This is a genomic window from Pseudomonas sp. B21-048 (assembly GCF_024748615.1).
Taxonomy (GTDB): domain Bacteria; phylum Pseudomonadota; class Gammaproteobacteria; order Pseudomonadales; family Pseudomonadaceae; genus Aquipseudomonas.
Genome location: NZ_CP087168.1, coordinates 3628376 through 3650993, shown reverse-complemented (window position 1 = coordinate 3650993; position 22618 = coordinate 3628376). Strand labels below are relative to the sequence as shown.

Annotated in this window: 26 protein-coding genes and 1 pseudogene; 11 read left to right on the top strand and 16 right to left on the bottom strand. The window is 59.1% G+C overall.

The window, feature by feature from the left end; all coding sequences use genetic code 11:
• Window positions 1-153: 153 nt before the first annotated feature.
• The gene (locus LOY56_RS17105; protein ID WP_258615876.1) at window positions 154-381 is read right to left on the bottom strand and encodes a hypothetical protein; all 228 of its coding nucleotides are present in this window, start codon (window positions 379-381) and stop codon (window positions 154-156) included.
• On the opposite strand from LOY56_RS17105, the gene icd reads away from it, so the two are divergent.
• Window positions 380-1636 carry an NADP-dependent isocitrate dehydrogenase gene (gene icd, locus LOY56_RS17100; protein ID WP_007905029.1) on the top strand — a complete coding sequence of 419 codons (1257 nt, stop codon included), beginning with the start codon at window positions 380-382 and terminating at the stop codon, window positions 1634-1636. The two genes, LOY56_RS17105 and icd, sit on opposite strands and share 2 nt — an antisense overlap.
• 73 nt (window positions 1637-1709) lie before the next feature.
• Here icd and LOY56_RS17095 read toward each other — a convergent pair whose 3' ends face one another.
• The gene (locus LOY56_RS17095; protein ID WP_258615863.1) at window positions 1710-1991 is read right to left on the bottom strand and encodes a cold shock domain-containing protein; all 282 of its coding nucleotides are present in this window, start codon (window positions 1989-1991) and stop codon (window positions 1710-1712) included.
• 224 nt (window positions 1992-2215) lie between these two features.
• On the opposite strand from LOY56_RS17095, the gene clpS reads away from it, so the two are divergent.
• Window positions 2216-2599: an ATP-dependent Clp protease adapter ClpS gene (gene clpS / locus LOY56_RS17090; RefSeq protein WP_258615861.1), complete on the top strand. Its 384-nt coding sequence runs from the start codon at window positions 2216-2218 to the stop codon at window positions 2597-2599.
• Window positions 2600-2629: 30 nt separating this feature from the next.
• The gene (clpA, locus tag LOY56_RS17085; protein WP_038982525.1) at window positions 2630-4900 is read left to right on the top strand and encodes an ATP-dependent Clp protease ATP-binding subunit ClpA; all 2271 of its coding nucleotides are present in this window, start codon (window positions 2630-2632) and stop codon (window positions 4898-4900) included.
• A 226-nt stretch (window positions 4901-5126) separates the two neighbouring features.
• Here clpA and infA read toward each other — a convergent pair whose 3' ends face one another.
• From infA to trxB, 4 genes are all read right to left on the bottom strand, one after another.
• Complete coding sequence (gene infA, locus LOY56_RS17080) at window positions 5127-5345, bottom strand: translation initiation factor IF-1 (protein WP_002553999.1); 219 nt, start codon at window positions 5343-5345, stop codon at window positions 5127-5129.
• Between the two features lie 100 nt (window positions 5346-5445).
• Window positions 5446-6153 carry an arginyltransferase gene (locus LOY56_RS17075; RefSeq protein WP_258615858.1) on the bottom strand — a complete coding sequence of 236 codons (708 nt, stop codon included), beginning with the start codon at window positions 6151-6153 and terminating at the stop codon, window positions 5446-5448.
• An 87-nt stretch (window positions 6154-6240) separates the two neighbouring features.
• A complete protein-coding gene (gene aat / locus LOY56_RS17070) occupies window positions 6241-6921 on the bottom strand; it encodes a leucyl/phenylalanyl-tRNA--protein transferase (protein WP_258615857.1) in 681 nt (226 codons plus the stop codon).
• Between the two features lie 68 nt (window positions 6922-6989).
• Entirely contained in the window at window positions 6990-7949 is a 960-nt protein-coding gene (gene trxB / locus LOY56_RS17065) for a thioredoxin-disulfide reductase (RefSeq protein ID WP_258615856.1), read from the bottom strand.
• Between the two features lie 306 nt (window positions 7950-8255).
• Here trxB and LOY56_RS17060 point away from each other — a divergent pair, with 306 nt between their 5' ends.
• From LOY56_RS17060 to cysG, 6 genes are all read left to right on the top strand, one after another.
• Window positions 8256-10661, top strand: a complete 2406-nt coding sequence (locus LOY56_RS17060; RefSeq protein ID WP_258615853.1) for a DNA translocase FtsK — start codon at window positions 8256-8258, stop codon at window positions 10659-10661.
• Window positions 10662-10729: 68 nt separating this feature from the next.
• Entirely contained in the window at window positions 10730-11353 is a 624-nt protein-coding gene (lolA, locus tag LOY56_RS17055; RefSeq protein WP_258615851.1) for an outer membrane lipoprotein chaperone LolA, read from the top strand.
• Window positions 11354-11419: 66 nt separating this feature from the next.
• Window positions 11420-12742 (top strand): replication-associated recombination protein A, encoded by a 1323-nt coding sequence (locus LOY56_RS17050; RefSeq protein ID WP_258615848.1) that lies wholly within the window; start codon window positions 11420-11422, stop codon window positions 12740-12742.
• Complete coding sequence (gene crcB / locus LOY56_RS17045; RefSeq protein ID WP_258615847.1) at window positions 12742-13116, top strand: fluoride efflux transporter CrcB; 375 nt, start codon at window positions 12742-12744, stop codon at window positions 13114-13116. The genes LOY56_RS17050 and crcB overlap by 1 nt, the downstream gene beginning before the upstream one ends.
• A 15-nt stretch (window positions 13117-13131) precedes the next feature.
• Window positions 13132-14412: a serine--tRNA ligase gene (gene serS, locus LOY56_RS17040; protein WP_050682726.1), complete on the top strand. Its 1281-nt coding sequence runs from the start codon at window positions 13132-13134 to the stop codon at window positions 14410-14412.
• Window positions 14413-15807 (top strand): siroheme synthase CysG, encoded by a 1395-nt coding sequence (gene cysG, locus LOY56_RS17035; protein WP_258615844.1) that lies wholly within the window; start codon window positions 14413-14415, stop codon window positions 15805-15807.
• Between the two features lie 127 nt (window positions 15808-15934).
• On the opposite strand, the gene LOY56_RS17030 is transcribed toward cysG, so the two are convergent.
• From LOY56_RS17030 to LOY56_RS16990, 9 genes are all read right to left on the bottom strand, one after another.
• On the bottom strand, window positions 15935-16933 hold the full coding sequence (locus LOY56_RS17030) for a glutathione S-transferase family protein (RefSeq protein WP_258615841.1): 999 nt from the start codon (window positions 16931-16933) through the stop codon (window positions 15935-15937).
• Window positions 16934-17023: 90 nt separating this feature from the next.
• Complete coding sequence (locus LOY56_RS17025; protein WP_258615839.1) at window positions 17024-18025, bottom strand: glycosyl transferase family protein; 1002 nt, start codon at window positions 18023-18025, stop codon at window positions 17024-17026.
• On the bottom strand, window positions 18022-18357 hold the full coding sequence (locus LOY56_RS17020) for a TusE/DsrC/DsvC family sulfur relay protein (RefSeq protein WP_095053183.1): 336 nt from the start codon (window positions 18355-18357) through the stop codon (window positions 18022-18024). Before LOY56_RS17020 ends, LOY56_RS17025 begins: the two co-directional genes overlap by 4 nt.
• Window positions 18354-18647, bottom strand: a complete 294-nt coding sequence (gene tusB, locus LOY56_RS17015) for a sulfurtransferase complex subunit TusB (protein WP_258615836.1) — start codon at window positions 18645-18647, stop codon at window positions 18354-18356. The genes LOY56_RS17020 and tusB overlap by 4 nt, the downstream gene beginning before the upstream one ends.
• Window positions 18647-19009, bottom strand: coding sequence for a sulfurtransferase complex subunit TusC (gene tusC, locus LOY56_RS17010; RefSeq protein ID WP_258615834.1), 363 nt, complete (start codon window positions 19007-19009; stop codon window positions 18647-18649). The genes tusB and tusC overlap by 1 nt, the downstream gene beginning before the upstream one ends.
• Before the next feature lies 1 nt (window position 19010).
• On the bottom strand, window positions 19011-19403 hold the full coding sequence (gene tusD / locus LOY56_RS17005) for a sulfurtransferase complex subunit TusD (protein ID WP_064621317.1): 393 nt from the start codon (window positions 19401-19403) through the stop codon (window positions 19011-19013).
• Between the two features lie 201 nt (window positions 19404-19604).
• Window positions 19605-20309 carry a YoaK family protein gene (locus tag LOY56_RS17000; RefSeq protein ID WP_258615831.1) on the bottom strand — a complete coding sequence of 235 codons (705 nt, stop codon included), beginning with the start codon at window positions 20307-20309 and terminating at the stop codon, window positions 19605-19607.
• A gap of 34 nt (window positions 20310-20343) precedes the next feature.
• On the bottom strand, window positions 20344-20673 hold the full coding sequence (locus tag LOY56_RS16995; protein WP_258615830.1) for a DUF6388 family protein: 330 nt from the start codon (window positions 20671-20673) through the stop codon (window positions 20344-20346).
• A 2-nt stretch (window positions 20674-20675) separates the two neighbouring features.
• On the bottom strand, window positions 20676-20930 hold the full coding sequence (locus tag LOY56_RS16990) for a hypothetical protein (protein WP_258615828.1): 255 nt from the start codon (window positions 20928-20930) through the stop codon (window positions 20676-20678).
• Between the two features lie 160 nt (window positions 20931-21090).
• On the opposite strand from LOY56_RS16990, the gene LOY56_RS16985 reads away from it, so the two are divergent.
• Window positions 21091-21441: a hypothetical protein gene (locus LOY56_RS16985; RefSeq protein WP_258615826.1), complete on the top strand. Its 351-nt coding sequence runs from the start codon at window positions 21091-21093 to the stop codon at window positions 21439-21441.
• Window positions 21442-21516: 75 nt separating this feature from the next.
• Here LOY56_RS16985 and LOY56_RS16980 read toward each other — a convergent pair.
• Window positions 21517-21946, bottom strand: a pseudogene (locus LOY56_RS16980) (GNAT family N-acetyltransferase).
• A gap of 146 nt (window positions 21947-22092) precedes the next feature.
• On the opposite strand from LOY56_RS16980, the gene LOY56_RS16975 reads away from it, so the two are divergent.
• Window positions 22093-22530 (top strand): hemerythrin domain-containing protein, encoded by a 438-nt coding sequence (locus LOY56_RS16975; RefSeq protein ID WP_258615823.1) that lies wholly within the window; start codon window positions 22093-22095, stop codon window positions 22528-22530.
• The last annotated feature ends 88 nt before the right edge of the window (window positions 22531-22618 follow it).

Sequence of the window (22618 nt, the reverse complement as noted above, 5' to 3'; positions counted from 1 at the left end):
GATGTTGGGTGCATCAGTCGAGCGTCAAGCGGGTGGACTGCGGTAGCAATCCGGCTTATTCGGGCCCGACGTCCTGTGATAGAGCGGTCGGCCGTCGTGACTCTGTGGTCAGCGGCGGCATTATACATAGGTAGCTGGCAATCTGCCGATGGTTCATAGGCAACGTTTTTCGTCCATTGGTCTAAAGGTCGCAGGGGTGTGCGGGGCGTAGAGTCGTTCGCCGTGCTTGAGTTTGGCGCTTTTCCCTTTGCTTTCAAGCTTGTACGTCGCGAACTGTGCAGCTTCGCGGCCGATGGGCGGAACATAGGGTTTGCGCGCCGATTTAACTGGGGTACGCTCGAACGCAGCCAGATGTTCAATCCAAACAATGGAGTTCAGCATGGGATACAAGAAGATTCAGGTTCCAGCCGTCGGCGACAAAATCACCGTCAACGCGGACCATTCTCTCAATGTTCCTAACAACCCGATCATCCCCTTCATCGAAGGCGATGGTATTGGCGTTGATATCAGCCCGGTCATGATCAAGGTTGTCGATGCTGCTGTTAAGAAGGCTTATGGCGGCGAGCGCAAAATTTCCTGGATGGAAGTCTACGCCGGAGAGAAAGCGACTCAGGTTTACGATCAGGACACCTGGCTGCCTCAGGAAACCCTGGATGCGGTCAAGGACTACGTGGTTTCCATCAAGGGTCCTCTGACCACCCCGGTTGGCGGCGGCATCCGTTCGCTGAACGTGGCCCTGCGTCAGCAGCTCGATCTGTATGTGTGCCTGCGCCCGGTGCGCTGGTTCGAAGGCGTACCGAGCCCGGTCAAGAAGCCTGGCGACGTCGACATGACCATCTTCCGTGAAAACTCGGAAGACATTTATGCCGGTATCGAATGGAAGGCCGGTTCGCCGGAAGCGACCAAGGTCATCAAGTTTCTTAAAGAAGAAATGGGCGTCACCAAGATCCGTTTCGACGAAAACTGCGGTATCGGTGTCAAGCCGGTGTCCCTGGAAGGCACCAAGCGTCTGGCGCGCAAGGCCCTGCAGTATGTGGTCGATAACGACCGCGACTCGCTGACCATTGTGCACAAAGGGAACATCATGAAGTTCACCGAAGGTGCCTTCAAGGAATGGGCCTACGAAGTGGCGGCTGAAGAGTTCGGCGCGACCCTGCTCGATGGCGGTCCGTGGATGCAGTTCAAGAACCCGAAAACCGGCAAGAACGTCATCGTCAAGGACGCCATCGCCGACGCCATGCTCCAGCAGATCCTGCTGCGCCCGGCCGAGTACGATGTGATTGCGACCCTGAACCTCAATGGCGACTACCTCTCCGACGCCCTGGCGGCTGAAGTGGGCGGTATTGGTATCGCGCCGGGTGCCAACCTGTCCGACACCGTGGCCATGTTCGAAGCGACCCACGGGACTGCGCCGAAATACGCCGGCAAGGACCAGGTCAACCCAGGTTCGTTGATCCTGTCTGCCGAGATGATGCTGCGTCACATGGGCTGGACCGAAGCGGCCGACCTGATCATCAAAGGCACCAACGGCGCGATCTCCGCGAAAACCGTGACCTATGACTTCGAACGTCTGATGGAGGGCGCGAAACTGCTGTCGTCTTCCGCGTTTGGTGATGCGCTCATCTCGCATATGTAAGCCGCACATGTAAACCAGCTGACAAAAAAACCGCCTTCGGGCGGTTTTTTTATGACTGGATGATGGGGTGGCGTCAGCTCGACACTGTTTCTTTCCGGCTGTCGGGGGCGGTCTGTTCGGTGGGTGATGCGACAGATGCGATCTTTACTGCATGCAGCCCTTTGGGGCCCTGGATGATCTCAAAGCTAACAATTTGCCCAGCCTTGAGGGTTTTGTATCCGTCCATCTCAATGGACGAAAAGTGGGCAAAGAAATCGACATCTTTGCCATTCTCGTCGCGACCTTCTCTGGCGTCGGTGTTAATGAAACCGAACCCCTTGGCATTGTTGAACCATTTCACCTTACCGACAGCCATACCCATATCCCTCTGCAACAGACTCCATCACTGGAGTATCATCCAGTTATCCGCAGTCTAATCTTGTAATTAAGATTGACTCCGCGGACCTTTTTTACCCACTGTGGGCTCTATTGTTTGTAACACCGATTTACCGATAGTCAAGGTGACCGGGCAGTCGGAGTTGAAAACGTTCATGAGCGCCCCCACCACTGTATTTGCACAACTGACGAACCTTTCTTTCCATGCATGCAATCAGCCAGATTCGACTAACATTCAATCAGGATCGCCCGGCTCTCCAAAAAGATTACCCGGAGGAACACGACGACGATTCCGCAGGCATTGCTGTTCAGGAGGCGAAGCCTGCTTTACAGGCGCCACCGATGTACAAGGTGGTTTTGTTCAACGATGACTACACACCGATGGATTTCGTCGTCGAAGTGCTCGAGGTGTTTTTTAACCTGAATCGCGAGCTGGCGACCAAGGTCATGCTGGCCGTCCACACAGAAGGACGGGCAGTATGTGGAGTGTTTACCCGCGACATCGCCGAGACCAAGGCCATGCAGGTCAACCAGTACGCCAGGGAAAGCCAGCATCCGCTACTCTGTGAAATCGAGAAGGACGGTTAATCGCCGACCACTTGGGTATGAGGTGAAGCTATGTTAAACCGCGAGCTCGAAGTCACCCTCAATCTTGCCTTCAAGGAGGCTCGCTCGAAGCGTCATGAATTCATGACCGTCGAGCACCTGCTGCTGGCCCTATTGGATAATGAGGCTGCCGCCACCGTTTTGCGTGCCTGCGGCGCAAACCTCGACAAACTCAAGCATGATCTGCAGGAGTTCATCGACTCCACCACGCCATTGATCCCTCTTCATGACGAGGATCGTGAAACCCAGCCAACCCTGGGCTTCCAGCGTGTATTGCAGCGTGCTGTCTTTCATGTACAGAGCTCGGGCAAACGCGAAGTGACTGGTGCTAACGTGCTGGTCGCAATCTTCAGTGAGCAAGAGAGTCAGGCAGTGTTTCTGCTGAAACAGCAGAGCGTTGCGCGCATCGATGTCGTCAACTACATCGCCCATGGCATTTCCAAAGTGCCGGGGCATGGCGATCACTCTGAAGGTGAACAAGATATGCAGGACGACGAGGGCGGTGAGTCTTCCTCTTCAGGCAATCCTCTGGATGCTTATGCCAGCAACCTCAATGAACTCGCGCGCCAGGGTCGTATCGATCCATTGGTGGGTCGTGAACTGGAAGTCGAGCGCGTCGCGCAGATCCTCGCGCGTCGCCGCAAAAACAATCCGCTGTTGGTGGGCGAGGCAGGCGTGGGTAAAACCGCGATTGCCGAAGGCCTGGCCAAACGCATTGTCGACAACCAAGTGCCGGACCTGCTGGCCAACAGCGTGGTGTATTCCCTCGATCTGGGGGCTTTGCTGGCCGGGACCAAATACCGCGGCGATTTCGAGAAGCGCTTCAAGGCGCTGCTCAATGAGCTGAAAAAACGTCCGCAGGCGATCCTGTTCATCGACGAGATCCACACCATCATTGGTGCGGGCGCTGCGTCCGGTGGTGTCATGGATGCGTCGAACCTGCTCAAGCCATTGCTGTCTTCGGGCGATATTCGCTGCATCGGTTCGACCACGTTCCAGGAATTCCGTGGGATCTTCGAGAAGGACCGTGCTCTGGCTCGGCGCTTCCAGAAGGTCGATGTCTCGGAGCCTTCGGTGGAAGACACCATTGGCATCCTGCGTGGCCTGAAAGGGCGTTTCGAAGCGCACCACAACATCGAATACAGCGATGAAGCCCTGCGCGCCGCGGCTGAACTGGCCTCGCGTTACATCAATGACCGGCACATGCCGGACAAGGCCATCGACGTCATCGACGAGGCGGGCGCCTATCAGCGTCTGCAACCGATCGAGAAGCGCGTGAAACGCATCGAAGTGCCTCAGGTCGAGGACATCGTCGCGAAAATTGCGCGAATTCCGCCAAAGCACGTCACCAGTTCCGACAAAGAGCTGCTGCGTAACCTTGAGCGTGACCTGAAACTCACGGTATTTGGCCAGGATGCGGCGATCGACTCGCTGTCGACCGCGATCAAACTGTCCCGTGCCGGCCTCAAGTCGCCTGACAAGCCCGTCGGTTCGTTCCTGTTCGCAGGGCCGACCGGTGTTGGTAAAACCGAGGCCGCGCGGCAATTGGCCAAGGCGTTGGGAGTCGAACTGGTTCGCTTCGACATGTCCGAGTACATGGAACGCCACACCGTATCTCGTTTGATCGGTGCGCCTCCAGGCTATGTCGGGTTCGATCAGGGTGGTTTGCTGACCGAAGCCATCACCAAGCAGCCTCACTGCGTGCTGCTGCTCGATGAAATCGAGAAGGCGCATCCGGAAGTCTTCAACCTGCTGTTGCAGGTCATGGACCACGGTACGCTGACCGATAACAACGGGCGCAAGGCGGACTTCCGTAACGTGATCGTCATCATGACGACCAACGCCGGTGCCGAAACTGCAGCGCGTGCTTCGATCGGTTTCACCTATCAGGACCACTCGTCCGATGCGATGGAAGTGATCAAGAAGAGCTTCACGCCGGAATTCCGTAACCGTCTGGACACCATTATCCAGTTTGGTCGCCTCAGTCATGAGGTCATCAAAAGCGTGGTGGACAAGTTCCTTACCGAACTTCAGGCGCAGCTGGAAGACAAGCGTGTGCTGCTGGAAGTCACCGACGCTGCTCGCAGCTGGCTGGCGGCCGGTGGTTACGACTCGGCAATGGGCGCTCGTCCAATGGCGCGTTTGATCCAGGACAAGATCAAGCGTCCACTGGCCGAAGAGATCCTCTTTGGCGAGCTGGCCGAACATGGCGGTGTGGTACACATCGACATCAAGGACGGCGAGCTGACCTTCGAGTTCGAGACCACGGCTGAAATGGCCTGACGTTAAACCGCAACAAAGCAAAAAGGCGCCGAAAGGCGCCTTTTTGCTGTCTGCCATGATCGTTCCCACGCGCAGCAAAGGAATGCAGCTCGGGACGCTCCGCGTCCCTTCAAAAGCCGAACGCAGAGCGTCCGTTGAGGCATTCCCACGCAGAGCGTGGGAGCGATCGGTAGAACCCATACAAACAAAAACGCCCGGCATGGCCGGGCGTTTTGTATTGACTTGATTAGCGAGCGCGGTAAGTGATGCGCCCTTTGCTCAAGTCATAGGGCGTCAGCTCGACGCGCACTTTGTCGCCGGTAAGAATACGGATGTAGTTCTTGCGCATCTTGCCGGAAATATGCGCGGTTACGACGTGCCCATTTTCCAACTCCACACGAAACATGGTGTTGGGCAGGGTGTCGACGACAGTGCCTTCCATTTCGAAGCTGTCTTCTTTCGACATGCAGTAAAGCCCTCGGTGTCCAATGAATGGCCCGGTGCAACTGCGCCAGGCAAAAGCGGCGTGCATTGTGCCCGAAAAATGGGGTTTAAGCCAAGGGGTTCTAGCTCAGGATGACCCAGCGTTGATTAATCAGCAGTTCGATAGGGCGATATTGGGTCTTGTAGCTCATTTTTTTGCAGTTTTTGATCCAGTAGCCAAGATAGACCGCTTCCAGGCCAACACGCCGGGCTTCGGCAATTTGCCAGAGAATCGCATAACGTCCCAGGCTGCGACGCTCCTCACCGGGCTCGTAGAAGGTATAAACCGCCGACAAACCGTTGGGCAGCAAGTCGGTGACAGCCACTGCCAGCAGCCGGCCTTCGAGACGGAATTCGTAGAAGCGAGAGAACGGCAGGTCGCGCACCAGGAAGGTCGAAAACTGGTCGCGGCTCGGCGGATACATATCGCCGTCGGCGTGACGTTGTTCGATGTAGCGCTGATAAAGGTCGAAATACTCTTCGCTGAATTTTGGTCTGGCCGGACGTACCTGCAAGTCGGCATTGCGTTTGACGATGCGTTTCTGCTGACGGTTGGGGGTAAATTGCGCCACGGGAATGCGCGCCGGTACGCATGCATTGCAATGCTGGCAATGGGGTCGGTAGAGATGATCGCCACTACGACGAAAGCCCATTTCCGACAGGTCTGCATAGACATGCACATCCATGGGCTGGCTAGGGTCGAGGAACAGCGTGGTGGCCTGCTCCTCGGGCAGATAACTGCAAGAGTGAGGCTGAGTGGCATAGAACTTCAAACGCGCCAACTCGGTCATGATCAACCCTCGGGATAAGCTTTTGATTAGGGGGCGTTCTCAATTCGTTTCCCCGCATTAAGTGTAAGCCACGCGCGCAAAAGTCGCTCAGCAAACCCAAGTTGCATGGCCCGGTTGATCCAGGTGCCGCGCAAGGTAGACGGCAAATTCGCGGCGGGGAATCGCTCGGGCACCCAAACTGTGCAGATGATCGGTAGGCATCTGGCAGTCGATCAGCACAAAACCTGAGTCTTTCAGGTGTCGCACCAGTGTGGCGAAGCCATATTTGGAGGCGTTGTCGGCGCGGCTAAACATCGATTCGCCGAAAAACAACTGCCCCATGGCCAGGCCGTAGAGCCCGCCGACCAGCACGCCTTCGTCCCAGACTTCCACCGAATGGGCGTAACCACGCCTGTGCAGCTCGACATAGGCATCTTGCATCGCTTGGGTGATCCAGGTGCCGTCAGCGTACTCGCGCGGTGCGGCGCAGGCGCGAATGACCGCGGCAAAATCCCGATCGAAGGTCACTTGGTAGCGCTGTTGGCGCAGCAGTTTGTTCAAGCTGCGGGAGACATGCAGTTCGTCGGGAAACAGTACGGTGCGTGGATCCGGCGACCACCAGAGAATCGGCTGGCCCTCCGAGAACCACGGAAAGCAGCCGTGACGATAGGCTTGAATCAGGCGATCGGCGGACAAATCGCCTCCCGCGGCCAGCAGGCCGTTGGGGTCGCGCATGGCTTTTTCCAGCGGCGGAAAGGTCAGGCTATTGCGTTGTAACCAAGTCAGCATGGCATCCGGGCTTACAGAAGGGGAGGGCGGTGGCGGGCCGTTGAGCCCGCCTGAAAGAAGGTTAACCGTCAAACACTGGGGATGTCATCGAGATACTTCTCGGCGTCCAGTGCGGCCATGCAGCCGGCCCCGGCGGAGGTCACGGCCTGACGGTAAATATGGTCGGCCACATCCCCGGCGGCGAACACGCCTTCGATGTCGGTGGCGGTGGCGTCGCCTTCGCTGCCACCCTTGACCAGCAGGTAGCCGTCACGCATTTGCAGCTGGCCCTGAAACAGGTCGGTGTTGGGTTTGTGGCCGATGGCGATGAATACGCCGGCCAGCGGCAATTCATTGGTTTCGCCCGTCTGGCTGTGCCGCAGACGGGCGCCAGTCACGCCGCTGGCGTCGCCCAGCACTTCATCCAGATTCTGGTTCCAGTGCAGTCGGATATTGCCGTTGGCGGCTTTTTCGAAGAGTTTGTCCTGGAGGATCTTCTCCGAACGCAGTTTGTCGCGTCGGTGAATCAGGTGGACTTCCTTGGCGATGTTCGACAGGTACAACGCCTCTTCAACGGCCGTGTTACCTCCGCCGACCACCGCGACCACCTGGTTGCGGTAGAAGAAGCCATCGCAGGTGGCGCAGGCCGAAACCCCTTTGCCGGCAAAGGCTTCTTCCGATGGCAATCCCAGGTATTGCGCCGAAGCGCCGGTGGCGATAATCAACGCATCGCAGGTGTAGGTGCCGCTGTCACCGATGAGCTCGAATGGGCGCTGTTGCAACTTGGCCGTATGGATGTGGTCGTAAACGATCTCTGTGTCAAAGCGTTCGGCGTGTTTTTGCATGCGTTCCATCAGTACCGGGCCGGTCAGGCCTTCGACGTCGCCGGGCCAGTTGTCGACTTCGACGGTGGTGGTCAGCTGGCCACCTGCCTGTATGCCGGTGATGACAACGGGTCTGAGGTTGGCGCGAGCGGCATAAACGGCTGCGCTGTAACCGGCAGGGCCGGAACCCAGAATAATCAGGCGGGAATGCTTCGCTTCAGTCATAAAAACACCTCATAAGCCTTTGTCACAAAAGACAATGCATGCTCAAATTGGACGGCGCGTACTGTGCTGTTGGCTAGGCTGGAGCCAGGGGGCTCAAGCATGGCATCGGGCGAACAAACCCGTACAATGCCCGCTTGCAACAGTGTTTGTATCAAAAAAGCGCTGCTCGCCGTATTTCGAAAAACCGGGGTGCAGTGTTAAAAGTAGTCTCAGTTGCGCCTGTTAACTTTTTTACCTGCCTGGATTGGGCGGTTTTTATAGTCATTCAACAGATGGACGCGCCATGGGCGCAGGAAAAGAAGCGTTTTGAAGAAATCCACCGCAGCACCTAAAACAGTCGTCCCGCTCTGGCGCCAGCAATTGCACTACCGGCTCAAGGAAGGTGCATTGATCGCCATCGGCGCCTTGTGCCTGTTCCTGATGATGGCCTTGTTGACCTACGGCAAGGACGATCCGGGCTGGAGTCATAACAGCAAGATCGATGATGTGCAGAACTTCGGCGGGCCGGCTGGCTCTTACAGCGCCGACATCCTGTTCATGGTCCTGGGTTACTTTGCCTACATTTTCCCGTTGCTGCTGGCGATCAAGGCGTATCAGATCTTCCGCCAGCGTCACGAACCGTGGGAGTGGAGCGGCTGGCTGTTCTCCTGGCGCCTGATTGGCCTGGTGTTTCTGGTGTTGTCGGGCGCGGCGCTGGCCCATATCCATTTCCATGCGGCCACCGGTCTGCCGGCCGGCGCAGGTGGCGCTTTGGGCGAAAGCCTCGGCGATCTGGCCCGGAATGCGCTGAACATTCAGGGCAGCACGTTGTTGTTCATCGCGCTGTTCCTGTTCGGCCTGACAGTGTTCACCGACCTGTCGTGGTTCAAGGTGATGGACGTCACCGGCAAGATCACCCTTGATCTGTTCGAACTGTTTCAGGGCGCGGCCAATCGCTGGTGGGCGGCCCGTATGGAACGCAAGCAACTGGTCGCCCAACTGCGTGAAGTCGACGATCGCGTACATGACGTGGTTGCGCCGACCGTCACCGACAAGCGCGAGCAAGCCAAGGTCAAGGAGCGTCTGATCGAGCGCGAGCAGGCCCTGAGCAAGCATATGTCCGAGCGCGAGAAACAGGTGCCGCCGGTGATTGCCCCCGCGCCGCCAAAACCGGCCGCTCCGAGCAAACGCGTGGAGAAAGAGAAACAGGCGCCGTTGTTCGTCGACAGCGCCGTGGAAGGCACCTTGCCGCCGATCTCGATTCTCGACCCCGCGGAAAAGAAACAACTCAATTATTCGCCTGAATCCCTGGCGGCCGTCGGCCACTTGCTGGAAATCAAACTCAAGGAATTCGGTGTCGAAGTCTCGGTGGATTCGATTCACCCGGGCCCGGTCATTACCCGTTACGAAATCCAGCCAGCCGCCGGCGTCAAAGTCAGCCGCATCTCCAACCTGGCGAAAGACCTGGCCCGTTCCCTGGCCGTGACCAGCGTGCGTGTCGTGGAAGTGATTCCGGGCAAGACCACGGTCGGTATCGAGATCCCTAACGAAGACCGGCAGATCGTGCGGTTCTCCGAGGTCTTGTCGACCCCCGAGTACGATAACTTCAAGTCCCCGGTCACCCTGGCCCTGGGTCATGATATCGGCGGCAAACCGGTCATCACCGACCTGGCGAAAATGCCGCACTTGCTGGTGGCCGGTACGACCGGTTCCGGTAAGTCGGTGGGTGTGAACGCGATGATCCTGTCGATTCTGTTCAAGTCTGGCCCGGAAGACGCCAAGCTGATCATGATTGACCCGAAAATGCTTGAGCTGTCGATCTACGAAGGCATTCCGCACCTGCTGTGCCCGGTGGTCACCGACATGAAGGACGCCGCCAATGCCTTGCGCTGGAGCGTCGCCGAGATGGAACGGCGTTACAAGCTGATGGCGAAGATGGGCGTGCGTAACCTGTCGGGCTTCAATGCCAAGGTCAAGGAAGCCCAGGACGCCGGCGAGCCGTTGAGCGATCCGCTGTACAAGCGTGAAAGCATCCACGACGAGGCACCCCTGCTGCAAAAACTGCCGACCATCGTCGTGGTTGTCGACGAATTCGCCGACATGATGATGATCGTCGGCAAGAAGGTTGAAGAGCTGATCGCCCGTATCGCCCAGAAGGCTCGTGCGGCCGGTATCCACTTGATCCTCGCGACCCAGCGTCCTTCGGTGGACGTGATCACCGGTCTGATCAAGGCGAACATTCCGACCCGTATGGCGTTCCAGGTATCGAGCAAGATCGATTCGCGGACCATCATCGACCAGGGCGGCGCCGAACAACTGCTGGGCCACGGTGATATGTTGTACATGCCGCCGGGCACCAGTCTGCCGATTCGTGTTCACGGCGCGTTCGTGTCCGATGACGAGGTTCACCGCGTGGTTGAAGCCTGGAAACTGCGCGGCGCACCGGAATACAACGATGACATCCTCGCCGGTGTCGAAGAGGCCGGTAGCGGCTTTGAAAACGGCGGCGGTGGCGGTGACGACGATGCCGAAACCGATGCGCTCTACGACGAAGCGGTGCAGTTCGTCCTGGAAAGCCGTCGCGCGTCCATCTCCGCGGTTCAGCGTAAACTGAAAATCGGCTACAACCGCGCGGCGCGCATGATCGAAGCCATGGAAATGGCTGGGGTCGTGACGTCCATGAACACCAACGGTTCGCGTGAAGTCCTGGCTCCTGGCCCGGTGCGCGACTGATCCGGTTTTGAAAGGGGCGGTGTCTTGAGGCGCCGCCCGCACTCCCACGAATGTTTATGAGGACTCCCATGCGTCTTATCCGCATGCTGTTGCTGCCGGTACTGGCTTTGACCACGCTCTCGGCCCACGCCGATGACAAGGACGTGGCGCGTCTGACTCAACTGCTGGAAAAATCCCAGACCCTGACCGCGCGTTTCTCCCAGCTGACCCTCGATGGCAGCGGCACCCAGTTGCAGGAAACCGCCGGTGAAATGTCCTTGCAGCGTCCTGGCTTGTTTTATTGGCACACCAACGCGCCGGCCGAACAAACGATGGTCTCCGACGGCAAGAAAGTGACGTTGTGGGATCCGGACCTTGAGCAGGCCACCATCAAGAACCTTGATCAGCGCCTGACTCAGACGCCGGCATTGCTGCTGTCGGGTGACGTGTCCAGGATCAGCCAGAGCTTCGACATCAGCGCCAAGGAAGCCGGCGGCGTGATCGACTTCACCTTGAAGCCGAAAACCAAGGACAGCCTGTTCGACAGCCTGCGTCTGTCGTTCCGCAACGGTCTGGTCAATGACATGCAGATGATCGACAGCGTCGGTCAGCGCACCAATATCCTGTTTACCGGTGTGAAGGCCAACGAGCCAATTCCGGCGTCCAAATTCAAGTTCGACATCCCCAAGGGTGCCGACGTGATCCAAGAGTAAAATGCAAACCTGTGGGAGCGGTGTCCAAATTATTGACTGATAGGCAGTGAGGTTTCGCAAGTAGTGATGGACCTGTTTCGCAGCGCCCCGATTGCTCAGCCCTTGGCCGCACGCCTGCGCGCGACCAATCTGGACGAGTACGTCGGTCAGGAACACCTGCTCGCTCGCGGCAAGCCTTTGCGCGAAGCGCTGGAGCAGGGTGCCCTGCATTCGATGATTTTCTGGGGCCCGCCGGGGGTGGGTAAAACCACGTTGGCGCGGCTGCTCGCGGAAGTCTCGGATGCGCACTTCGAAACGGTTTCGGCGGTGCTGGCTGGCGTAAAGGAAATCCGTCAGGCGGTGGAAGTCGCCAAACAGCAGGCCGGGCAGTACGGTAAACGCACCATCCTGTTCGTTGACGAAGTGCATCGCTTCAACAAGTCCCAGCAGGATGCGTTCCTGCCGTACGTTGAAGACGGCACGCTGATTTTCATCGGCGCGACCACCGAAAACCCCTCGTTCGAACTCAATAACGCACTCCTGTCCCGGGCGCGCGTCTATGTGCTCAAAAGCCTCGACGAAACGGCCTTGCGCAAGCTGGTGCACCGCGCGCTGACCGAAGAACGTGGGCTGGGCAAGCGGCAACTGACGCTCAGCGATGAAGGTTTCCAGATGCTGTTGTCCGCCGCCGATGGCGATGGCCGGCGTCTGCTCAATCTGCTGGAAAACGCCTCGGACCTGGCCGAAGACAATAGTGAGATCGGCGTCGATCTGCTGCAAAGTCTGCTCGGCGATACCCGCCGACGTTTCGACAAGGGCGGCGAAGCCTTCTACGACCAGATTTCCGCGTTGCATAAATCGGTGCGCGGCTCCAATCCCGATGGCGCGCTGTATTGGTTCGCGCGGATGATCGACGGCGGTTGCGACCCGCTGTATCTGGCCCGGCGCGTGGTGCGCATGGCCAGCGAAGACATCGGCAACGCCGACCCTCGCGCTCTCAGCCTGTGTCTGGCGGCGTGGGAAGTGCAGGAGCGCCTCGGCAGCCCCGAAGGTGAATTGGCGGTGGCCCAGGCCATTACGTATCTGGCCTGCGCGCCGAAAAGCAACGCGGTGTACATGGGCTTCAAAGCCGCGATGCGCAGCGCCACCGAACACGGTTCGCTCGAAGTGCCGCTGCACCTGCGCAACGCGCCGACCAAGTTGATGAAGCAATTGGGCTATGGCGACGAATACCGTTACGCCCACGATGAGCCGGATGCCTACGCCGCTGGCGAAGACTACTTCCCGGACGCGCTCGAACCGCAACGGTTTTATCAACCCGTGCCCCGTGGCCTGGAGCTGAAGATCGGCGAAAAGCTCAGTCACCTCGCGCAGCTTGATCGTCTAAGCCCACGGCAGCGGAGAAAATAGTGATTGCATTGATCGTTGCCGTTTCTGTCGGCGGTGTCGCCGGTACGCTATTGCGCTTCGTCACCGGTAACTGGATCAACGCGAATTGGCCGCGGCACTTCTATACCGCGACGCTGGCCGTTAATATCGTGGGCTGTTTGCTGATCGGCGTTCTATACGGTCTGTTTTTGATGCGCCCGGAGGTACCGTTTGCGGTGCGCGCCGGGTTGATGGTCGGCTTCCTCGGGGGGCTGACGACTTTTTCATCCTTTTCACTGGATACGGTGCGCCTGCTGGAAACCGGGCAAGTGCCGCTGGCTTTGGGCTATGCGGCGATCAGCGTATTCGGCGGGCTACTTGCCACTTGGGCCGGCCTGTCCTTGACCAAACTTTGATAACGAGAAACCGACATGCTCGATTCCAAACTGTTACGTAGCAACCTTCAGGACGTAGCGGACCGCCTGGCATCCCGTGGCTACACGCTGGATGTTGCACGCATCGAAGCGCTGGAAGAACAGCGCAAGACCGTCCAGACCCGCACCGAAGCACTGCAGGCTGAACGTAACGCGCGCTCCAAGTCCATCGGTCAGGCCAAGCAGCGCGGCGAAGACATCGCACCGCTGATGGCGGACGTCGAGCGCATGGCGGGTGAGTTGAGCGCCGGTAAAGTCGAGCTGGACGCGATCCAGACCGAGCTGGATTCGATCCTGCTGGGCATTCCAAACCTGCCGCACGAATCGGTACCGGTCGGCGATGACGAAGAAGGCAACGTTGAAGTGCGCCGCTGGGGCACGCCTAAAGCCTTCGATTTCCCGGTTCAGGACCACGTGGCCCTGGGCGAGAAGTTCGGCTGGCTGGACTTCGAAACCGCCGCCAAGTTGTCCGGCGCCCGTTTCGCCCTGCTGCGGGGCCCGATCGCCCGTCTGCACCGTGCCTTGGCACAGTTCATGATCAACCTGCACATCAACGAACACGGTTACGAAGAGGCTTACACCCCGTACCTGGTGCAGGCGCCTGCGTTGCAGGGCACCGGTCAGCTGCCGAAGTTCGAAGAAGACCTGTTCAAGATCAGCCGCGAAGGCGAAGCCGATCTGTACCTGATCCCGACCGCTGAAGTGTCGCTGACCAACATCGTTGCTGGCGAGATCGTCGATTCGAAACTGCTGCCGATCAAATTCGTGGCGCACACGCCGTGCTTCCGCAGCGAGGCTGGTGCATCGGGTCGCGACACTCGCGGCATGATCCGTCAGCACCAGTTCGACAAAGTCGAGATGGTCCAGATCGTTGAGCCATCGACTTCGATGGAAGCGCTGGAAGGCCTGACGGCCAATGCTGAAAAAGTCCTGCAACTGCTGGAACTGCCGTATCGCACCCTGGCGCTGTGTACCGGCGACATGGGTTTCAGCGCGGTCAAGACCTACGACCTGGAAGTGTGGATTCCGAGCCAGGACAAATACCGCGAAATTTCGTCGTGCTCCAACTGTGGCGACTTCCAGGCCCGCCGCATGCAGGCGCGTTTCCGCAACCCGGAAACCGGCAAGCCTGAGCTGGTTCACACCCTGAACGGTTCCGGCCTGGCGGTCGGTCGTACCCTGGTGGCGGTGCTTGAGAACTACCAGCAGGCCGACGGTTCGATCCGTGTGCCTGAGGTGCTCAAGCCGTACATGGGTGGCCTTGAGGTCATCGGCTAAATGGACTATCTGCCGCTGTTTCATAACCTTCGCGGCAGTCGTGTATTGGTCGTCGGCGGAGGGGAGATTGCCTTGCGCAAATCCCGCCTGCTGGCCGAAGCCGGTGCGCTGCTGCGGGTGGTCGCGCCTGAAATCGAACCGCAACTGCGCGAGCTAGTGGTCGGCAGCGGTGGTGAGTGCCTGTTGCGTGGCTATGTCGAAGCAGACCTGGACGGTTGCGGGCTGATCATCGCCGCCACCGACGACGAGCCGTTGAACGCGCAAGTCTCCGCCGATGCCCATCGGCGTTGCGTGCCGGTCAACGTGGTGGACGCGCCAGCCCTGTGCAGCGTGATCTTCCCGGCGATCGTCGACCGTTCTCCGCTGATCATTGCCGTGTCCAGCGGTGGCGATGCGCCGGTGCTGGCGCGGTTGATTCGCGCCAAACTGGAAACCTGGATTCCTTCCACCTACGGTCAACTGGCTGGCCTGGCGGCGCGTTTTCGCACTCAGGTCAAAGGCCTGTTTCCGGACGTGCAGCAGCGCCGGGCGTTCTGGGAGGATGTATTCCAGGGCCCGATTGCCGACCGGCAACTGGCCGGGCAGGGCGCCGAAGCCGAGCGCTTGATGCTGGCGAAAATCAATGGCGAAGCCCCTGTCGCGACCGGCGAAGTTTATCTGGTGGGCGCGGGGCCGGGTGACCCCGACCTGTTGACCTTCCGCGCCTTGCGTCTGATGCAGCAAGCCGACGTGGTGTTGTATGACCGTCTGGTGGCGCCGGCGATTCTGGATTTGTGCCGTCGCGATGCCGAGCGGGTCTACGTCGGCAAGCGCCGCGCCGATCACGCCGTGCCTCAGGAGCAGATCAACCAGCATCTGGTGGATCTGGCCAAGGCCGGCAAGCGCGTGGTGCGCTTGAAGGGCGGCGATCCGTTTATCTTCGGGCGCGGCGGTGAAGAGATCGAAGAACTGGCGGCCCATGGCATTCCGTTTCAGGTCGTACCGGGCATCACCGCCGCCAGCGGTTGCGCGGCGTATGCCGGGATTCCGCTGACTCACCGCGATTACGCGCAGTCGGTGCGGTTCGTCACCGGGCACCTCAAGGACGGTTCCACCGATTTGCCGTGGGCCGACCTGGTCGCGCCGGCGCAAACCCTGGTGTTTTACATGGGGTTGGTGGGCTTGCCGATCATCTGCGAGCAGTTGATCAAGCACGGTCGCGCGGCCGATACCCCGGCGGCGTTGATCCAGCAGGGCACCACGGTCAATCAGCGGGTGTTTACAGGCACCCTGGCCGACCTTCCACGGCTGGTGGCGGAGCATGAAGTACATGCGCCGACGCTGGTGATCGTCGGGGAAGTGGTGCAACTGCGCGAGAAACTGGCGTGGTTTGAAGGGGCTCAGGCGCAGGTCTGATTTTTGTGTTTGATCGTTCCCACGCTCCGCGTGGGAATGCCGCCAGGGACGCTCCGCGTTCCGCTTCGGATGTGACGCAGAGCGTCACGGGATGCATTCCTTTGCTGCGCGTGGGAACGATCATTTGTCAGGCCTTGCGCCAAACCCCTTTGCCATTCAACCGCGCCCGATCATGAGCCGCAGTGAAATCCTGCGCAGGCCCTTTCGGCACGATCCCGGTCGGATTGATGGTCTTGTGGCTGCCGTAGTAGTGGTTCTTGATGTGTTCAAAACTCACCGTCTCGGCAATCCCCAGCCACTGATAAATCTCCCGTAGCCAGTTCGACAGATTCGGATAATCGGCAATCCGTCGCAGGTTGCACTTGAAGTGCCCGAAGTAAACCGCATCGAAGCGAATCATCGTCGTGAACAGCCGAATATCCGCTTCCGTCAGGTATTCACCCGTCAGGTAACGATTTGCACCCAGCAACTGCTCCAGCCGATCCAGCTCACCAAACAACTCATCGAACGCTTCTTCGTAAGCCTGCTGCGACGTAGCAAACCCGGCGCGATAGACGCCGTTATTCACCGCTGGATAAATCCGCTCGTTCAGCGCATCGATCTCGGCCCGCAATGGCGCCGGGTAGAAATCCAGGTCATTGCCGGTCAACTCATCAAAAGCGCTGTTGAACATGCGGATGATCTCCGCCGACTCATTGTTGACGATGCGATTTGTCTGTTTGTCCCAGAGCACCGGCACAGTGACGCGGCCGGTGTAGTCGGCGGTATCGGCGGTGTAGCGCTGGTGCATGAAATTGAAGTGATCGAGCTTGTCGCCGGTTGAGCCCCGATTTTTATCAAAGGTCCAGCCGTTTTCCAGCATCAGCCAACTGACCACCGACACATCGATCAGGCTTTCGAGACCTTTGAGTTTGCGCAGGATCAATGTGCGATGAGCCCACGGGCAGGCGAGGGATACGTAGAGGTGATAGCGACCAGCCTCGGCGGCAAAACCACCGACACCGGTCGGGCCTGGCTTGCCGTCGGCGGTCAGCCAGTTGCGACGTTGCGCCTGTTCACGCTGAAACGTGCCGTCCTTGCTTTCATACCACTGATCTTGCCAGCGGCCTTCGACTAACAAACCCATGTTCAAAACTCCTCAATCGATAAGCGTTGGAGAGGAGTCTATGCGCATAGGTTCGAACAAAAAGCGCAAAGGTTGGGCGTATATGATCGGTTAAATCGATCGGTCCCTTGCATCCCAATACTGCTGGGCGGTTTCGAACGCTTGCTCGCGGGTCTGGCCGAGGCCGCGCAACGCCAGGGCCATGGTCGAGATCAACGCCATTTGCGGGTAGCTGTCGACCACGTCTCCACGCCACACCGCTTTCAAATGCTCGGGATCAAGGCTCGCCGGTTTTACGTGGCGCTGGGTCGACAGCTGTGGCCATTCTTCATCCCAGCTTTCGCCGCCGGTGGTGCCATACAGGTGACTGTCGGCGTCCGGATTGATCTCGATTTCACCGCCGTCGCCCTTGATCACGATGGCGGTGTCGCCCAGCAAACCGCTGGCATCGCGATGCACGGCCTGATAGCCGGGGTGGAAAATGCTTTGCAGACCGCAGCGAGCGCCCAGCGGATTGAGAATCCGTGCCAGAGAATGGATCGGCGAGCGCAGGCCCAAGGTGTTGCGCAGGTCAATCATCCGCTGAAGTTGCGGAGCCCAGTCCATCAATGGCATGAACGCCAAACCGCCCTGATCGAGCGCCGCGCCGACCTGCTGCCAGTTTCGGCACAGCGGAATACTCAGCGTTTCGAGCAGTTGTTCGCTGTACAGCCGACCGGCCGTGTGCGCGCCGCCGCCATGCATGAAGATGCGCACGCCGTTTTGCGCCAGGCACTTGGCCGCCAGCAAATACCACGGCAGATGACGCTTCTTGCCCGCATACGTCGGCCAGTCCAGATCGACCGCCAGCGCCGGTGGATTCAGGCGCTCACGCAAGGCTTCGGTGAACCCGGCCATCTCCTCGGCGCTTTCTTCCTTGTGCCGCAACAGCATCAGGAAGGCGCCGAGCTGGGTGTCCTCGACCTTGTCGTCGAACACCATGCCCATGGCCTCGCGGGCTTCCTCTCGGGTCAGGTCGCGGGCGCCGCGTTTGCCTTTACCAAGGATCCGCACGAACTGGGCGAACGGGTGCTCGGCGGGCGTTTCGAGGGTCAGTGCTGGATAGTCGGTCATAAGCAATTCGTCGGTTTGGGCAGGCCCGCCAGTTTCGCGGCGAGTTTGGCAGGGGTGCCTTTGAACAGTCGGTTCAGGTGCAGGCTGTTGCCCTTGTCGGGACCGAGTTTCAATGCGGTGTACTTGATCAGCGGGCGGGTCGCCGGGGACAGCTGGAATTCGTCGTAGAAACGGCGCAGCAGTTCGAGGATCTCCCAGTGTTCCGGGCTCAACTCGATGTCTTCGGCCGCGGCGAGGGCGGCGGCCACTTCGGCAGACCAGTCACTCAGTTCGACCAGGAAACCGTCCTTGTCCAGTTCAATGGCGCGTGCGCCGACCGTCAGGGATTTCATAGCCAACTGTTGACCTTGTCGTAGTGAATCGACAGTTCGACGAAGGCCGGGTAATCGATGGCCTGGGCCCAGTCCGGGACTTGCAGAGCCCGTGCTTGAGCATCTTCGGCCAGCACGAACAGTTTCAGGTTGCGAGCCTGCAGCGTACCGAACGGCGCGGTGCCTGGCTGCAAGGCATAAGCCGCATCGCCACTCAGCAGCAGCGCATCGTTGGCGCCGATCACGCGCAGGCAACTGCTCAGGCGGTCGTCGCCGAAAGGGGAATGAGACAACACATGCAAAGTCGACATTAGAGGGTGATCACCTGGTCGTAACGGTCAATAAGGGCGGTGATTTCCTGGGCGGCCAACACCTGGGCTTCTTCAAGCGACAGACCTTTTGGGTCCAGACCACGGGCCGCGGCGCTTTCACCGCACACGAACAGGTCATCGACACCAAACATCGGCAAGGCTTGCAGGTTGGCGCTCAGGTCTTTCTGTTGCAACGCCTTGGCGTCCTGTTTCGTAGCGAGCTGGAACACGCCGTCATCGAGAAACAGCAGGCCGATCGGCAGATCGAAGGCACCGCCGGCCAGCACGATGTCCAGCGCTTCCCGCGCATTAGGCCCGGACCACGGCGCCTGACGGCTGATAATCAGCAAGGATTTAGCCATCTCACGCGCCTCCGAAACAGATCAAACGGTCAGCGTCCTGCACCGCGTCATGCAACTGGCCGAGGCCGGACAATTCCCATGGCGCGCCCACCGCTACCGCTTCACGCTGATAGCGCTGGGCCTCTTCCTCGTTCAACACTCCACGGCGCAGGGCGGCGGCGATGCAGACCACGCCATCGAGTTGATGCTCGCTGACAAAGTTGCGCCATTGCTTGGGTAAATCCTGCTCGTCCTGAGGCGTGACCACGCTGCCGGACGCGTTGTAGACGCCATCCTGATAGAAAAACAGCCGGACAATCTCATGCCCGCCGGCCAGCGCGGCCTGGGCGAACAACAAGGCACGGCGCGAGGAGGGCGCATGGGCGGCGGAAAACAGCGCGATGGCAAACTTCATGACGGACTCGATCAGCAAAACTGCGGCCATGATAAAGCTTTATCGGCGGGGCGGCGAAGGGCTTTGCCTGTCAGGTGCCCCCCCATCCAACCGTAGCTGCCGAAGGCTGCGATCTTTTGACTTTGCCTTTTTAAAACAAGATCAAAAGATCGTCCGAACGCGGCCCGAACCTGCGGCAGCTTCTACAGGGGGATCGAGGTGTTAACGGGGCATGTAACCCAACTGCCAACGCCGCGGTATCTTCAACGACAGCAACCCCAGCCCCCCGGCCAGCAGCCCGCTGACAAACAGCGCCTTGAGCCCAAGGTGATGCTCCAGCAAAGCCCCAATCACCGCGCCGGCAAACATCCCGGTCCACGGGATCAATTGCACCCGCCAGCCATTGCGCCGCTCACCAAGCATCCACCGCCCCAGCCCCCGACCAAACCGCGACAACGCACCGGTGACATAGGTCAGGCCAACCGGCAGTCCATTCACTTCTTCCACGGCGGCATTGAGCATGCCCATGGCGATGATCGTCGCCAGCAGCGCTGGCAATTGCGTTTCGTAGGGCCAGGCTGCAGCGCCGCAGAGCAGGGTGGCGATGCACAGCAGCAACGGCAACGCCCGTCGGCCACCGAAACGGCTGACGACAATGCCCAAGGCGTTGCCGGCGACAAATGTGGCCACGAGGATTACCAGGCGCAGGGTCAGCCCGAGGTCGCCATCGCTGATCGCCACGGCCAGACGGGTGGTGTTGCCGCTCATGAAGGACACGAAGTCGCCGCTGGCCATGAAGCCGATGGCATCGGTCATGCCGGCGAGCACCGACAGACTGGCGACCATCGACAGGCCGATGCGCCCGCGCCATTTATGGGTATGCAAATGGCCCGGTGTGGCCCGGGTACTTGAGGGCGAAGGCAGCATCGACGAAGGCTTCCTTGAGCTTGAGCAGCGATGATTATTTGGTTAACCCATATAACTCGCAATACTCCAGCCAGTCCATGCCGGCCATCTCCGCGACTTCCTTGTGCACCTCCAGGCGTTGGGCCTGGTAATCCTCAGGCGTGGCGGCAGTCAGTTGTAGCGTAAGCTCCCAGGCAAACAAACCCAGGCGCTCGGCCTCGGCTTCAAACGCTTCATGCAAACGCTCGTCGCGGTACTGCGCCACTGTTTCGCCTTTGGCTTGGGCCAACAGTGGATTCAGGTTGTCCAGTTCGATGCGCAGTTCAGGACGCTCATCGAGAAACTTTTTCAGCGCCTGCTCGTGTTGCTGTTCGGTTGCCGCCATGGTCACTCCTTAGAAGACTGCTTTTTGCTCGCCTTGGCGGCCGCGGCCAGACACTCCAGAGCAAACTGCTCGGGGTAGGTCATCTGGATGGGCGTGGTTTCGCCTTTGACGGTTCTTTCGCCATCGAGAATGTAACGGATCCGCTTGTCGGTGACGCCAATTCGCTTGGCGATCCAGGAAGGTGTCTGACCGATCTGGCTGATCAGCTTGTCGGCATATTCGGTGGAAGGTTTGTAGAACTCGGCGTTGGGAGTCATGGTGTTTCCAGAAAATGAGCCCGGAAAATGGGCGATGCGGCGTTAATGGCGCGACAGGGTGCGCGAATCGTTACGCGGTGTCGCGGTATAAATGAAGTAAAGCAGAACGATACGCCGCGCCGCGGTGATACAGTCCGCTTTTTCCTGATGAGCGAACGCAATGCGAATTCTGATGATGGCGCTGGCCGCAACCTTGCTGGCGGGCTGTGCCGGATCGGCGATGAACGACGCCCGCAGCAAAACCCCGTACAGAACCCTGACCTCGGACAAACCGGAAAAAGTCGTCGCCCAGTGCGTGCAGTTTGCCTGGCAGGACGAAGCGGTATTCGGCGTCGATGCGAGCGCGTACTTGCAGCCGGGCAAAAAGGGTGGCTCGACGGTCTACACCCGTTCGGCCGAGTTCTTCGTGGACGTGACCACCGATGCCTCGGGTACATCGTTGAGCTACTACGCGCAGCATGACGATTTTATCGCCAAGCGCCGATTGGCGGCGTTGGCGACCTGTTTGTAAGCAAGATCAAAGGATCGTCCGAACGCGGCCCGAGCCTTCGGACGATCTTTTGGTGGCACCCCCGAAAATCGCAGGTTACAAATCCACCAAACGCTTCTGAAAAAAGAAACGCTTATGGCCCGGCGGATAATCGGCGATGTGCCCCAACTCGCTGTAGCCGTGCTTTTTGTAGAACTCCGGCGCCTGGAAGTCGAAGGTGTCCAGCCAGATCCCCACGCATTCCTTTTCCCGCGCCAGGTCTTCGGCCATCTGCATCAGCTTCGAGCCCATCCCTTGTCCCCGGGCCTGCTCCGGCACCGACAACAACTCAATGAAAAACCACTGGTAAAACACTCGGCCATACAGCCCGCCGAGAATCTCGTCGCTGTCATTGCGTACCAGCAAAGCAATCTGCTCCGACACCGTGGTTCCAACCTTTGACGCGTTGTAAGCGCGCAGGGGGGGGGACGATCGCCTCGCGCTCTTCCTGGGTGGCGCTTTTCGACAATTCGATTCGCAAGGTCATAGGCAACACATCCTTATGGCAGTGAACACGGAGCCTATCCCGGTTGCGGCGATTGTTCTATCCCCGCAGCCCAAGGAACCCCAGGGGCCCCGGTAATGTCTAGCCTGAACAGCATCATTGCTGAACGTACCCAGTGAGGACAGCCCGTGAACATTTTTGAAGCCTTGCGCGAAAGCCACGACCGTCAGCGCCGCTATGCCGATGCACTGATTCAAACCAGTGGCGACACCCCGGAACGGGTCGAGGCTTACAAACGGCTCAAATCCGAGCTTCAGGCCCACGAAACCGCTGAAGAACGCCATTTCTACATGCCGCTGATGGCGTTCGACAATGGCGTGGATCTTAGCCGCCACGCCATCTCTGAACACCACGAAATGGACGAGATGATGGAAGCGCTGGATGCGACCGAAATGTCCAGTCCATCCTGGTTGGCAACGGCGAAAAAACTCTCGGAGAAGGTCCATCACCACCTCAAAGAGGAGGAGCAGAAGTTCTTTCAGATGGCCGGCAAGTTACTCGACGACCAACAGAAAGAAACCCTCGCCGGGCAGTATCAGAAAGAATACAAGGCGCAACTTTCCTGAGGATGAAAGCGCCGCAATGCTGTTCACTCAAGAGAGTCTGGAGTCACTAAGAACTTGTGGCGAGGGAGCTTGCTCCGTAAGTGCCCGG